Here is a 13,636-nt window from a genome sequence, read left to right on the forward strand (position 1 = left end):
CTGCGGAATCCTTCAATGCTAAAATAAAACACTTCAGAACGATGTATAGAGGTGTTAGAGATAAAGCTTTTTTCTTATTTAGATTAACGCAACTTTTTGCGTAGTCCCCAACTTTTGCACTTGATCCATAACTTTTAATAGAGTTTTTACCCATAAACGAAAAAAGGGACTATCTCATTAGAAATAGTCCCTTGCAGGGTGATTAATGGGTTTCGAACCCACGACCTTCGGAACCACAATCCGACGCTCTAACCAGCTGAGCTATAACCACCAGGTAATGTATTGTTATATCTTAAGATATTTAGGGTGATTAATGGGTTTCGAACCCACGACCTTCGGAACCACAATCCGACGCTCTAACCAGCTGAGCTATAACCACCAGGTAATGTACTGTTATATCTTAAGATATTTAGGGTGATTAATGGGTTTCGAACCCACGACCTTCGGAACCACAATCCGACGCTCTAACCAGCTGAGCTATAACCACCAGGTAATGTATTGTTATATCTTAGGATATTTAGGGTGATTAATGGGTTTCGAACCCACGACCTTCGGAACCACAATCCGACGCTCTAACCAGCTGAGCTATAACCACCGTGTTATTGTTTAACGGTTGCAAATTTAGCGATTTTTCTATACTTGACAAGCTTTTTTCAATAAAAAATTAAACTATTTTATATCAAATCCGCTAATGTATTGACTGCTACGTACCTTTCCGTTGTAAAACCTTCTGCAAAATCTGTATTTATTAGCCTTCCTAGGTCCTGAGCGCGGTAAGTGACGCTTTGAATAAAGTTTTTTGAGGTAATTGGAGTGGCAGGTTCTTTTGAATTCTTATCAAAAAACTGCGTTTTATATGCTAAAACTGATTCCAATTTCTTATCCATATATCCTGTAACATCAACTACAAAATCCGGTTCGATATTTTTCCATTGAATATAGTGATATACCACCTTTGGTCTGTAAGCTTTTTGTTGCTCTCCGTCTAAAGTTGTTTCTATTTTTGTTAATCCAGATAAAAAACATGCATCTGAGACAGTATCACTACCTTTAGCATGATCAATATGTCTATCGTCAATTGCATTGCATAAAACTATTTCTGGTCTATATTTTCGAATCATTTGGATGATTTTAAGCTGATGCTCTTTATCATTAATAAAGAAACCATCTGCAAAGCCAAGATTCTCTCTTATTTCAACTCCAAGTATCTTTGCAGCGTTAGTAGCCTCCTCTTTACGAGTAATAGCTGTACCTCTTGTTCCAAGCTCTCCTTGAGTCAAATCAATAATACCCACTTTTTTTCCATGAGCGATTTCTTTTGCTATAGTTGCTCCGCATCCTAATTCTACATCATCTGGATGTGCTCCAAAGGCTAATATATCTAATTTCATTACTTTTAATTTAAAATTTTCTTCATTGTACTACTTTTGTTAACTGTCTCTAAGAACTCTAAAGTAGGGTTACTATCTTTAGTAACCCCACAACCTATATATAGATTTACAGTATTCTCTTTAATAGACATACAACGTAAATTGACATATAAATCTGTAGTAACTTTTTCTTTATAGAAATCTACATTTAACTCCCCTAAATATCCTGCGTAATATTCTCTATCATACCCCTCTTTATTTAAAAGAAAATCAAGTGCTGGTTTCTTAGGTAATCCGCATACTGCCGGTGTAGGATGTAAAGCTTCAATAATAGCTTTTAAATCCTTCTCTTTAAGTTGGGCCTCTATATCTGTGCAAATATGCATTACTCTAGCTGCTTTCCTCGTATAAGGCGTAGAACTTTGTATCTGATTTACAAAAGGACGTAATGCCTCTATAATAAAATCCGTAACAAATTGCTGTTCTTGTTTTTCTTTCTCTGGCCATATAACCTGCTGTTGTCCTAAATTTACCTGTGTACCTGCTAAAGACATGGTATGTAGAGTACAATTATCAAGAGATAAAAGACTCTCTGGAGTAGCTCCACACCATAATCCTACTTCGGGATGGTACATTAAAGAACAAAACGCAGTAGGATAAGCTTTGGATAATCTTTTAAATAAATCACTTAAGCAGCCAACTTTAGTTTGAACACTTTGTTTTCTTGACGGAACTACTTTTAAAAACTCTCCTTTTTTAATTGCCTCCACGCATGACTCTACTAAATTCTCAAAATTTAACTGACCTTGATCATGAAGGATAACATTGTTTTTATTATGGCCTAAATCATGAGAGAAATCCAATTCTAATTCTTTTACAATTGATTTATTTAAAGGAATATAAAACCTTTGTCCTTTATGAAAAGGAGCAAATACAAAGCCACTTTCCTCAAATGTATGTACAGGGTAGATATGGTTGTTTTCTTGAAAAATCCCAATAGCTTTAGTAGAATCCGCCTTCTTGTAGATTACAAAAGGTAAATTTTCTGCATATTGTTTTTCTAAAGATTCAAATAAATCCATATTATGCTTTATTCATTACAATATTAGTTATTTTACAAATAGAAATTAACTCATTATTATCATCGGTTATCCTTATCTCCCATAAATGTATAGTCCTTCCACGATGTAATAGTGTAGCCTTTCCAATTACTCTTCCAGCTCTTTTACTTTTAACATGGTTGGCCGAAATCTCAATACCCCTTACCTCTTGGGTGTTAGTATCAATTAACATTAGGGAAGCACCACTACCTAGACTTTCAGCAAGAGCAACACTTGCTCCTCCATGTAATAAGCCCATTGGTTGATGTACCTTGGAATTCACCGGCATAGTTGCAACTAAAAAATCTGGACCTGCGTCTATAAATTCTATGCCTAGGGTCTGCATTAAAGTATCTTTCGAAATGTCTTTAAACATTTTTAAGGTTGCTTGCTTATCGAATTGTTTGTTTCTCATTTTAGCTCATTCACTTGCAAAGTTATACTTCGGCAAATATAAAGCTCTTAATTTTAAAGTAAAATTAACTTTGATGTCTTAAATTATTTATAATTCTAGTGTTTTTTGGACTATGGTCAACTTTAAAGCTAGATAAATCACCGTGATTATAGGATTTTTTAGTAATTTTAGACCCTCGTAGAATAAAGTTACGAAAATTAATTAGAAAGATAATGGAAGATATCCAACAAGAAGTTCATAATGCCTATCAAGTTATTAAAGATGGTGGTATCATTTTATATCCAACCGATACGATTTGGGGCATAGGTTGCGATGCGAATAATTCACAAGCAGTTAAAAAGATTTATGAATTAAAAAAACGAATGGAAACCAAAAGCATGATTGTTTTGGTAAACGGTGATCGATTAATGCATCGTATTTTCCCTCAAATTCCTGAGGTTGCTTGGGATATTATAGACTATAGTGAGAAACCTACTACCTTAGTTTTAGATAACCCACAACATGTTGCCAAAGAAGTTATTTCAAGTGACAATTCTTTAGGTGTTAGGATAATAAAAGATCCTTTTTGCTATAAGTTAATTGAAAGAATGAAATCTCCTTTAGTTTCTACCTCTGCTAATATTAGCGGTTATCCTTCCCCGAGAAACTTCTATGAAATTTCTTTGGATATTATTGAAGGTGTGGATTACATTGTAAAATTAAGACAAGAAGAAACTAAACCAGGAACACCTTCCACAGTTATTAAATTAAAACAAAACAATCAAGTAACAATACTTAGAAAATAAATCCTTGGTATTTTACTTTATACACTATGAATAAGACCCCAGTATATACACAAGCCCTAGAACATCCTATTTTTGAGATAGTTAGTCAAGCAGCTCGTAATTTAAAAATAGATAGTTATGTTATTGGTGGGTTTGTTAGAGATTTTTTATTACAAAGAGATTCTAAAAAAGACATTGATATTGTTGCCATAGGCAGTGGTATAGAATTAGCCTTAGAAGTTTCTCGCTTATTACCCAATCATCCAAAAGTACAAGTATTTAAAAACTACGGTACTGCTATGCTTAGGTATATGGATATTGATGTAGAGTTTGTAGGAGCTAGAAAAGAGTCTTATCATTTTGATAGTAGAAAACCTGTTGTAGAAGATGGCAGCCTACAAGATGATCAAAACAGAAGAGACTTTACAATAAACGCTCTAGCGCTTTCTTTGAACAAAGAAAACTTTGGACACTTATTAGATCCTTTTGATGGGCAAAAAGATTTAGAAAATAAGATAATTCGCACGCCTTTAGATCCTGATATCACTTATTCAGATGACCCGTTGCGAATGATGAGAGCAATTCGTTTTGCCACTCAACTTAATTTTCGCATTGAAGAGGAATCTTTAGAGGCAATTACTAGAAACCATTCTAGGTTAGAAATTATTTCAGGTGAAAGAATTGTAGAGGAATTAAATAAGATATTACAAACTCCTACCCCATCCATAGGTTTTCTATTATTATACAAAACTGGATTATTACATTTGATTCTACCAGAATTAGTTGCATTAAATCAAGTAGAGGAAATTGAAGGGCATACCCATAAAAATAACTTTTACCACACTTTAGAGGTGGTGGATAACATTAGTAGAAATACAGAGGATCTTTGGCTAAGATGGGCAGCTTTATTACACGATATTGGTAAGGCTCCAACTAAAAGATTTAGCAAAAGAAATGGATGGACTTTCCACGGACATGAATTTTTAGGAGGAAAAATGGTTAAAACTATTTTTACTAGACTTCATATGCCTTTGAACCAAAAAATGAAATTCGTTCAAAAGATGGTAACGATGAGTTCAAGGCCAGTGGTTCTTTCTCAAAAAGAAGTTACCGATTCAGCTGTTCGACGCCTGGTTTTTGATGCTGGAGAAAATGTAGAAGATCTAATGATTTTATGTGAGGCAGATATTACCACAAAAAATGCAAATAAGTTCAAAAAATACCATAATAACTTTAAACTTGTTCGTGAAAAAATTGTTGAGGTGGAAGAAAGAGATCAAATTAGAAACTTTCAACCCCCAATTAGCGGAGAAGAAATTATGGAAACTTTTGGCCTTGAACCTTGTAGAGAAATAGGTTCGATTAAAGAGTCAATTAAAGAAGCTATATTGGAAGGTGTTATCGCTAATGATTACGATGCAGCTTACCAGTATATGGTATCTAAAGCTACCAAAATGGGCCTAGAAGTAGTTAATAAATAATAACATATAAAAATGAAGAAATATTTCTTATCTCTTTCAAAACTTTCATTAATATTAGTCTATCTAGTAATTTTTGCTGGCGCTGCGGTACGAATGACTGGTTCAGGAATGGGATGTCCGGATTGGCCGAAATGTTTTGGTTTTTATATTCCTCCTACTGAAATTGAAGAAATTCAATGGCAAAGTGATAGAGAATATGAAAAAGGACAAATGATTATTTATCAAGAGAGTCTGTATAAGGCGAAAACTAACCTTACTACAGGTAGCTCTATTAATATAGATAATTGGGAAAAATACACCAAACACGCTTATGCACAATTTAATGCACAACATACTTGGATTGAATATATCAATAGATTATGTGGTGCCTTAGCAGGGTTTGCTTGTGTAGCAATGGCAGTTAGCTCCTTTGGTTATTGGAGAACTAAAAAATCCTTGGTTTTAGCCTCATGGTTGGTTGTTTTTTTAATGGGCTTCCAAGCTTGGTTAGGAGCTACAGTAGTTTACTCAGAGCTGAATCCATTTAAGATTACTACTCACATGGTAATGGCCTTAGTTATTGTAGCATTGATAATAGCTATTATAAGAGGAGCTCAAAACAAAACAGAGATTAAAAAGTATGATGGTAAATTCAGATTCTTACTAACTATCGCACTTATTTGTACTTTAGTACAAGTAGTTTTAGGTACACAAGTTCGAGAATTTATTGATGAACAGGTTCGCGCTGGGATAACTAACGAATACTTATGGTTAAACAATCCTAGAGTAGACTTTTTTATCCATAGAAGCTTCTCGTTTTTAATCTTATTTACTAACTTTTATTTATTTTATTTAAATAGAAGATTAAGCCTAGGATTTAATAGAATGAATTGGGTACTAGTGTTATTAACTTTAGAGGTAATATCGGGAGTGCTTATGAGCTATTTCCACTTCCCTTTTGGAACGCAAGCAGCTCACTTAGTATTGGCTTCTTTATTATTCGGAGTACAATTCCAATTGGTTCTAGAGGCACGTAAATGTTACCACTGCGGTAAAAGTAACGAAAACTAACTATGCGAAAAACAGCAAGACAATTCCTTTCTTTATAGCTTAAACACTGTAAAATAGGTAGAATAAAAAAAGCTTTATTGACAATGTCAATAAAGCTTTTTTTATTCTGTACCCTATGTATGTACTCTATTTAACTAGGATTAATCTGCTTTTATTACAAGACTCTCTACCGCAGGGTTTTTATCTAATATAAAATCTATTGTCTTTTCTACCACAAGGTTTAAATCACGCGACAATACTTTATCTAAATAAGGATGTTTTGCCCCAAAAACGTGATCTGCATCTTCTATTTTAATCAAACTTGAGCTAGTAATCCACAAATGCAAAAGGTCTGCTTCTTTTACATCTACAGCTTGATCTAAAGTGCCATGAACTATTAAGGTAGGTTTCTTTAGATTTTGTGCAGCTTTTTGAATATTTAATGCTTCAAAATTGGTTTCAAAATCTTCCCAATATGTAAAATAATGGGGTAACTCTTGATTAGTACGTAGATTTTTAACATAGAAAACTCCTCTTTCTTTCCAAGAGTCAAAACGTTGTCTTTGCGGAAAGCGCTTTTTAAAATCCGCAACTCCTGCCCATATAATAACTTTAGTAACATCTGGATTATAACAGCCCTGTAAAACTACATTACCTCCTGCTCTACTATGACCTATAATACTAATATCTGTAGAATCCACTAGAGCATGGGTTTTGTAAGTATTTATAACATCTTTTAGATCTTCTTGCTCTAAAGAATAGGTATTAGTTGCGAAAGCCTCTAAATCCACAAATTCGGTAGGATTATCAATGGAAGTTCCATTTTTTGAGAAATTAAACTTTACTACAAAAGCACCTGCTTTTGCAATAGTATCCATGGCTATATGCCAAGCTCCCCAATCTTTAAAACCTTTATACCCATGTGCAAAGATAACCAAAGGCAAGTTCTTTTGACCTTTGGGATAAGTGAAATCACTAAGAATTTTACCTTGAGTCTTATCTATTATAAGGCTCTGTTTTATTAATTCCATGTATTTAGTTTTTTAAGCTTTATATGCTTCATTATTTTGGCCTATATTTTTGAGAATATAGATAGATACACAAGATAAGGTTTTAAGGACAATAAAGCTTAAAAAACTCTTCTATACTGGTCTTTTTAATTAAAAGGTAAATCTTGGTTGGAAAGAAGTTTGATGTACATTTTAGTATATAAAGGAACTGCTATACCTAAGGCATCTGCTTGTCTAACAATATATCCACCCATAGTATCTAATTCTGTAATGGTTTTATGCGCTAAAAAATCACTATGCATAGAAGTAGTTGATCCAGCTGGATTATTATTAAAGTTCTCCATGATAGTTTCTGCTAAGCCCTTAGGAATACTAATATTTAGTCCTTGCGCCACGCTTATAGCCTCTTGAAGAAGTTCTTTTATTTGACTTGGGTATTTAGATATAATTTCATTAAAACTTGCATTATAATAGGTAGTTGCCATTGCAGAAGCAGATACTAAAATGTATTTTTTCCAAATTTCAGTTTTGATATTCTGGGTTAGAGTACAAAGAATTCCAGCTTTTTTAAAAGTCTGCTCTAATTTATCCATTCTTGGATCTGTTGTGTTTTGCAATCCAAAATAAATATACTGTTTTCCACTAGGATTTTGTACTACACCAGGCTGCGATAAACGCGTTAAGATATAGGTACATCCCTGTAGTACTAATGCATCTGGGAAAGCCAATTTTAACTCAATATAACTTTGGGTTCCGTTTAAAAGAGGAAGGATAACCGTATTTGGTCCTACCATAGGCTTTATTTGAAGGATAGCCTGTTGTAAATCATAGGTCTTAGTAGCTAAAATAACATAATCACTTACACCTATTTCCTTGGCATCGTCACTGATTAAAGCTGGTTTAGCAATAATGGTTCTCTCAGCATCTTCTACCTTTAAGCCTTGCTTTTTAATAGTCTGTAGATTTTGATTTCTAGACAAAAAACACACTTCTACTTCTGGAGAGTTTTGGTAAGTATTGGCTAATAGTCCGCCATAGAATCCGCCTACTCCACCTAGGCCAACAATTGAGATTTTTATTTTTGTAGACATTTTTTTTCTTTTTAAACTAAAATACAAGATAGTGGTTTTTAAAGAAAAAAAGAAGACCTTTTTAACAAAAAATCTTCTTTTTTTTAGAGCTAATTTCCCCAGTTTTCTAAAATTATTTTAAATAAAAATAAGGCGGATAACAAATACACTGTTAAGGTTATTTGTTTATATTCTTTTGAGAATAATTTAAATATAGTATAGCTTAAAATTCCAAACACAATACCCTCAGCAATACTATAGGTGAAGGGCATGAAAATAATGGTTAAAAAAGCAGGAAGACCATCACTAAAATTAGTGAAGTTTATATTACTTACACTTGAAATCATAAATAGTCCAACAACAATTAAAGCTGGAGCTGTAGCAGCTGGGGGAATAATCAAAAACAACGGGGCGAAAAACAAGGATAAAGCGAACATTAAAGCCACAGATACAGCTGTTAAGCCTGTACGCCCTCCACTTGCTACTCCTGAGGCACTTTCAACGTAAGAAGTTACCGAACTTGTTCCTAATACTGCTCCAAAAGTAGTACCAATAGCATCGGTAAAAAGCGCTTTTTTCATCTGAGGGAAATTGCCGTCTTTATCTGCTATATTAGTTTTAGAAACGACTCCTATCAAAGTACCAATAGTATCAAATAAGTTTACAAACAAAAAGGTAAATACAATAATTACCATATCTAATGAAAGGATTTGATCCCAACCTTCTTTGGTAAACATTGGCTCTAAAGCTTTACCGAAAATAGGCTCAATCGAAGGTGGAATATCTACAATAGTAGAAGGCAAATTTACATCTCCTAAAATAATCCCCAATACTGTAGCACTTAAAATCCCAAACAAGATAGCCCCATTTATGTTGCGAATAAATAAAATACCACTGATTATTAATCCAAAAAAAGCAATCCAAACAGAGTGATTGGAAAAGTCTCCAAGGCGCACTAATGTATTAGGGTCACTAACTACTATTCCGGCACTTTTTAGGCCAATTAAGGTAATAAACATACCAATCCCTACTGGAATAGCATCTTTTAATACCTTGGGAATGCTCTTGACAATTAACTCTCTTACATTGAAAAAAGTTAATAATAAAAATAATAAACCTTCAATAAAAACAGCTGTTAAAGCAAATTGCCAGCTATACCCTAGGGTTAATACTACCGTGTAAGTAAAAAAACTATTAAGGCCCATTCCTGGGGCTTGTGCTATAGGTAGTTTAGCGTACAATCCCATGAATAAAGTTGCAATTATTGCTGTTAAAGCGGTTGTGGTAAATAGTGCATTTTTATCCATACCTGCCTCCGATAAAATCATAGGGTTAACTACTAAAATATACGACATGGTTAAAAAAGTAATTATCCCTGCGAGGAACTCTTTTGAAATGGTGGTATTATTTTTGTTTAAGTCGAAATACTTTTCGAAAAAATCCTTCATTGTTGTGTTGATATTTAAAAATGCAAAAGTACTAAAGTATTTTCCACCCTAGTCTATAGAAAGTTAAGAATTTCTATATTAAAATGTTTAAATATTGCTAAAGTTGTCTTTTAGTAAAATGCTTATTACTTCTTTAAATAGTTAGAATTCTTTATCTTTGTTTCTTTGTGAAAAAATATGCATAATACTGAAGATACCATAGAAGTAATTGGAGCTAGAGTCCATAACTTAAAAAATATAGATGTTAGTATACCTCGAGAGAAACTTGTTGTTATAACAGGTCTATCAGGCTCTGGGAAATCTTCCTTAGCTTTTGATACTATATATGCCGAAGGGCAAAGAAGATACATTGAAACTTTCTCAGCTTACGCTAGACAATTTCTAGGGGGGTTAGAACGTCCAGATGTAGATAAAATTGATGGTTTATCTCCTGTGATTGCCATTGAACAAAAAACAACTAATAAATCACCCCGTTCCACCGTTGGTACCATCACGGAAATTTATGATTTTTTACGACTTTTATATGCTAGAGCATCAGATGCTTATAGCTATAATACAGGAGAAAAAATGGTAAGCTACTCCGATGAGCAAATTCAAGATTTAATTGTCAAAGACTTCCAGGGAAAGAGGATTAATATCTTAGCCCCTGCGGTACGTTCCAGAAAGGGGCATTATAGAGAACTTTTTGAGCATATTGCCAAGCAAGGCTTTTTAAAAGTACGAGTAGATGGAGAAATAAAAGATATTATTTCTGGAATGAAAGTGGATCGGTACAAAAATCATGATATCGAAATAGTAATTGATCGTATTGCTGTAGATAATACCGAATTAACCCTTCAAAGAATTGCACAAAGTATTAAAGTTGCAATGCATTATGGAGAGGATATTATCATGGTGATTGAACAAGACAATCCACAGACAAGGTTTTTCTCTAGACATTTAATGTGTCCTACAACAGGAATTTCATATCCTAAACCAGAGCCTAACAACTTTTCATTTAACTCTCCAAAAGGGGCTTGTGATAAATGTAATGGACTTGGTACAATTAATGAAATTAATATGTCCAAGATTATTCCTGATGATTCCATAAGTATTCAAAAAGGAGGTCTTGCTCCATTAGGAGAAATGAAAAAAACTTGGATCTTTACTCAGTTAGAAACCATAGGTCAAAAATATGGTTTTACTCTAAATGACCCAATTTCTAAAATATCTAAAGAGGCTATGGATATTATTTTATATGGTGGACAAGAGAGTTTTTCTGTTGTGAGTAAAGTTGCAGGGATTACTAAAAACTATAAGATTGATTTTGAAGGAGTTGTAAACTTCATACAAAACCAATATGATGAAAATGACAGTGCAACAATAAAAAGATGGGCTAAGGAATTTATGGATGAAATTATTTGTCCACAATGTGATGGTACTCGCTTAAAAAAAGAAGCACTCTATTTTAAGATAGCTAAGAAAAATATTGGAGAATTAATTCAAATGGATGTAGCTACATTGATTGAATGGTTTTCCACTATTGAAACCAAATTAACTAAAAAGCAAAAGCAAATTGCCAACGAGGTTATCAAAGAAATTAAGACTAGGTTAAACTTCTTACAAGATGTAGGTTTAACTTACTTATCTTTAAACAGAAGTTCTAGAACACTTTCCGGTGGTGAAGCCCAGCGGATTCGCTTAGCCACTCAAATTGGATCCCAACTTGTAGGAGTCTTATATATTTTAGATGAACCTAGTATTGGCTTGCATCAAAGAGATAATGAACGCTTAATTAGATCTTTAGAATCCTTAAGAGATATTGGAAACTCAGTGCTTGTAGTAGAGCATGATAAAGATATGATTCAAAGAGCAGACTATGTGATTGATATAGGTCCTTTTGCTGGTAAAAATGGAGGACAAATTATCAGCAAAGGTACTCCAGAGGAGCTTTTAAAGGAAGACACTTTAACGGCTAAATACATTCATGGAGAATTAGAGATCCCTGTACCTAAAAAGAGAAGAAAAGGAAATGGTAAATTTTTATCCCTAGAGGGAGCAACAGGTAATAACCTGAAAAATGCTTCTATAGAGGTGCCTCTTGGTACTTTAACTTGTGTAACAGGAGTTTCAGGCTCAGGGAAGTCTACTTTAATTAATGGTACACTTTATCCTATTTTAAACACTCACTTTTTTAATGCAGTTGCCAAACCCCAACCTTATAAGAAAATAAGTGGTTTAGAAAACATTGATAAAGTTATTGCAATTGACCAAAGTCCTATTGGAAGAACTCCGCGTTCTAACCCTGCTACCTATACGGAGGTTTTCTCTGATATTAGAAGCTTATTTGCTCAAACTACAGAAGCCTCTATAAGAGGATATAAACCAGGTAGATTTAGCTTTAACGTAAAAGGTGGTCGTTGTGATTCTTGTGAAGGTAGTGGTGTAAGAACCATTGAAATGGGCTTTTTACCTGATGTATATGTAGAATGTGAAATTTGTCAAGGTAAGCGTTTTAACAGAGAAACTTTAGAAATTCGATATAAAGGAAAATCCATATCGGACATTTTAAATATGACCGTAGAAGAAGCTTGCGAGTTTTTTGAAAATATTCCAAAAATTTACCGTAAATTGAAAACGATAAATGAAGTTGGTTTAGGATATTTAACTTTAGGGCAGCAAAGTACTACCCTATCTGGTGGAGAAGCCCAAAGAATTAAGCTAGCTAGTGAATTGTCCAAAAAAGATACAGGAAATACTTTCTATATTTTGGATGAGCCTACAACTGGTTTACACTTTGAAGATATCAGAGTACTGATGGAAGTTATCACTAAACTAGTAGAAAAAGGAAATACCGTCTTAATTATTGAACATAATTTAGATGTAATTAAATTAGCCGACTACATTATTGATGTTGGACCAGAAGGTGGTAAAAATGGCGGACAAATCGTAGCTAATGGTACACCGGAACAAATCATCAAAAATAAAGACAGCTTTACAGGGTATTTCCTTGAAAAGGAATTAAAAAAGAATTAAATTATGAAAGAAACTTTTGAAAATGACGATGCGAAGATTAAAGAAAAATTCAAACAAAAAACCTGGGCAGAAATTAAGATAAATGATTCTTGGGCTATTTTTAAAATAATGTCTGAGTTTGTTAATGGATACGAGAAAATAGGACGTTTAGGTCCTTGTGTTTCTATTTTTGGTTCAGCAAGAACAAAAACTGATGATCCATATTATAAATTAACTGAAGAGATAGCATATAAAATAAGTAAAGCAGGTTATGGTGTTATTACCGGTGGAGGACCTGGTATTATGGAGGCAGGAAATAAAGGAGCTCATTTAGGACAAGGTGTCTCGGTGGGTTTAAATATTGACCTTCCATTTGAACAGCACTTCAACCCTTATATAGACGCTGATAAAAATTTAGAGTTTGACTACTTTTTTGTTAGAAAAGTAATGTTTGTTAAATACTCGCAAGGTTTTGTTGTGATGCCTGGAGGATTTGGAACTCTTGACGAACTTTTTGAGGCTATTACCTTAATTCAAACCAAGAAAATTGCTAAATTTCCAATTGTATTAGTTGGTACGGAATTTTGGAGTGGATTAATGGATTGGATCAAAACTACTTTACTGCACGGACACAATAATATCTCAGAAAAAGACTTAGATTTAATTAAAATCGTAGATTCAGCAGAAGAAGTTGTAGAAGTTATTGATACTTTCTATAAGAAGTATAGCTTACAGCCAAATTTCTAATTATTGTATTTCCACATGTATTGTTTTTTATAAATAGAATAGGAGGCTGAAGATTATTTCTTCAGCCGACCTTTCACACCACCCGGCATACGGTTCCGTACCAAGGCGGTTCTTAACTTTACGATACTTTTAAGTAGATGTCATTTAGAGATGGATAACCTGCTCGTCTTAGTACTTGCTTATTTAATGTAGTATGGAGGACAAAACT

11 protein-coding genes, 4 tRNA genes and 1 pseudogene are annotated in these 13,636 nt (G+C 33.6%); 6 read left to right on the top strand and 10 right to left on the bottom strand.

What is annotated here, in order from left to right; genetic code table 11:
- A pseudogene (locus ACYSNX_RS12105) lies at positions 1 to 104 on the top strand (ISAon1 family transposase); the annotation flags it as partial.
- A 93-nt stretch (positions 105 to 197) separates the two neighbouring features.
- Here ACYSNX_RS12105 and ACYSNX_RS12110 read toward each other — a convergent pair.
- From ACYSNX_RS12110 to ACYSNX_RS12140, 7 genes are all read right to left on the bottom strand, one after another.
- Positions 198 to 271, bottom strand: a tRNA-His gene (locus ACYSNX_RS12110).
- A 34-nt stretch (positions 272 to 305) separates the two neighbouring features.
- Positions 306 to 379: transfer RNA gene (locus ACYSNX_RS12115), tRNA-His, on the bottom strand.
- A 34-nt stretch (positions 380 to 413) separates the two neighbouring features.
- Positions 414 to 487: transfer RNA gene (locus tag ACYSNX_RS12120), tRNA-His, on the bottom strand.
- Positions 488 to 521: 34 nt separating this feature from the next.
- Positions 522 to 595: transfer RNA gene (locus tag ACYSNX_RS12125), tRNA-His, on the bottom strand.
- A gap of 79 nt (positions 596 to 674) precedes the next feature.
- Complete coding sequence (gene bshB1 / locus ACYSNX_RS12130; protein WP_461754931.1) at positions 675 to 1,391, bottom strand: bacillithiol biosynthesis deacetylase BshB1; 717 nt, start codon at positions 1,389 to 1,391, stop codon at positions 675 to 677.
- 5 nt (positions 1,392 to 1,396) lie between these two features.
- Entirely contained in the window at positions 1,397 to 2,452 is a 1,056-nt protein-coding gene (locus tag ACYSNX_RS12135) for a chorismate-binding protein (RefSeq protein ID WP_461754932.1), read from the bottom strand.
- A 1-nt stretch (position 2,453) separates the two neighbouring features.
- The gene (locus ACYSNX_RS12140; protein WP_461754933.1) at positions 2,454 to 2,885 is read right to left on the bottom strand and encodes a PaaI family thioesterase; all 432 of its coding nucleotides are present in this window, start codon (positions 2,883 to 2,885) and stop codon (positions 2,454 to 2,456) included.
- 212 nt (positions 2,886 to 3,097) lie between these two features.
- Between ACYSNX_RS12140 and ACYSNX_RS12145 the strand changes: the two genes are divergently transcribed.
- Genes ACYSNX_RS12145 through ACYSNX_RS12155 form a run of 3 tightly spaced genes read left to right on the top strand, consistent with a single transcriptional unit; the run spans position 3,098 to position 6,180 of the window.
- A complete protein-coding gene (locus ACYSNX_RS12145; protein WP_461754934.1) occupies positions 3,098 to 3,670 on the top strand; it encodes an L-threonylcarbamoyladenylate synthase in 573 nt (190 codons plus the stop codon).
- Positions 3,671 to 3,696: 26 nt separating this feature from the next.
- A complete protein-coding gene (locus tag ACYSNX_RS12150; protein ID WP_461754935.1) occupies positions 3,697 to 5,130 on the top strand; it encodes a CCA tRNA nucleotidyltransferase in 1,434 nt (477 codons plus the stop codon).
- Positions 5,131 to 5,142: 12 nt separating this feature from the next.
- Positions 5,143 to 6,180, top strand: a complete 1,038-nt coding sequence (locus ACYSNX_RS12155; protein ID WP_461754936.1) for a COX15/CtaA family protein — start codon at positions 5,143 to 5,145, stop codon at positions 6,178 to 6,180.
- 140 nt (positions 6,181 to 6,320) lie between these two features.
- On the opposite strand, the gene ACYSNX_RS12160 is transcribed toward ACYSNX_RS12155, so the two are convergent.
- The 3 genes from ACYSNX_RS12160 to ACYSNX_RS12170 form a co-directional block, all read right to left on the bottom strand.
- The gene (locus ACYSNX_RS12160) at positions 6,321 to 7,190 is read right to left on the bottom strand and encodes an alpha/beta hydrolase family protein (protein ID WP_461754937.1); all 870 of its coding nucleotides are present in this window, start codon (positions 7,188 to 7,190) and stop codon (positions 6,321 to 6,323) included.
- Positions 7,191 to 7,315: 125 nt separating this feature from the next.
- Positions 7,316 to 8,260 (bottom strand): ketopantoate reductase family protein, encoded by a 945-nt coding sequence (locus tag ACYSNX_RS12165; protein WP_461754938.1) that lies wholly within the window; start codon positions 8,258 to 8,260, stop codon positions 7,316 to 7,318.
- An 89-nt stretch (positions 8,261 to 8,349) separates the two neighbouring features.
- On the bottom strand, positions 8,350 to 9,687 hold the full coding sequence (locus ACYSNX_RS12170) for an NCS2 family permease (protein WP_461754939.1): 1,338 nt from the start codon (positions 9,685 to 9,687) through the stop codon (positions 8,350 to 8,352).
- Between the two features lie 177 nt (positions 9,688 to 9,864).
- Between ACYSNX_RS12170 and uvrA the strand changes: the two genes are divergently transcribed.
- A complete protein-coding gene (gene uvrA, locus ACYSNX_RS12175; protein ID WP_461754940.1) occupies positions 9,865 to 12,702 on the top strand; it encodes an excinuclease ABC subunit UvrA in 2,838 nt (945 codons plus the stop codon).
- 3 nt (positions 12,703 to 12,705) lie between these two features.
- Positions 12,706 to 13,428 (top strand): LOG family protein, encoded by a 723-nt coding sequence (locus ACYSNX_RS12180; RefSeq protein ID WP_461754941.1) that lies wholly within the window; start codon positions 12,706 to 12,708, stop codon positions 13,426 to 13,428.
- Positions 13,429 to 13,636: the final 208 nt, after the last annotated feature.

This window comes from Myroides sp. LJL115 (assembly GCF_054871665.1).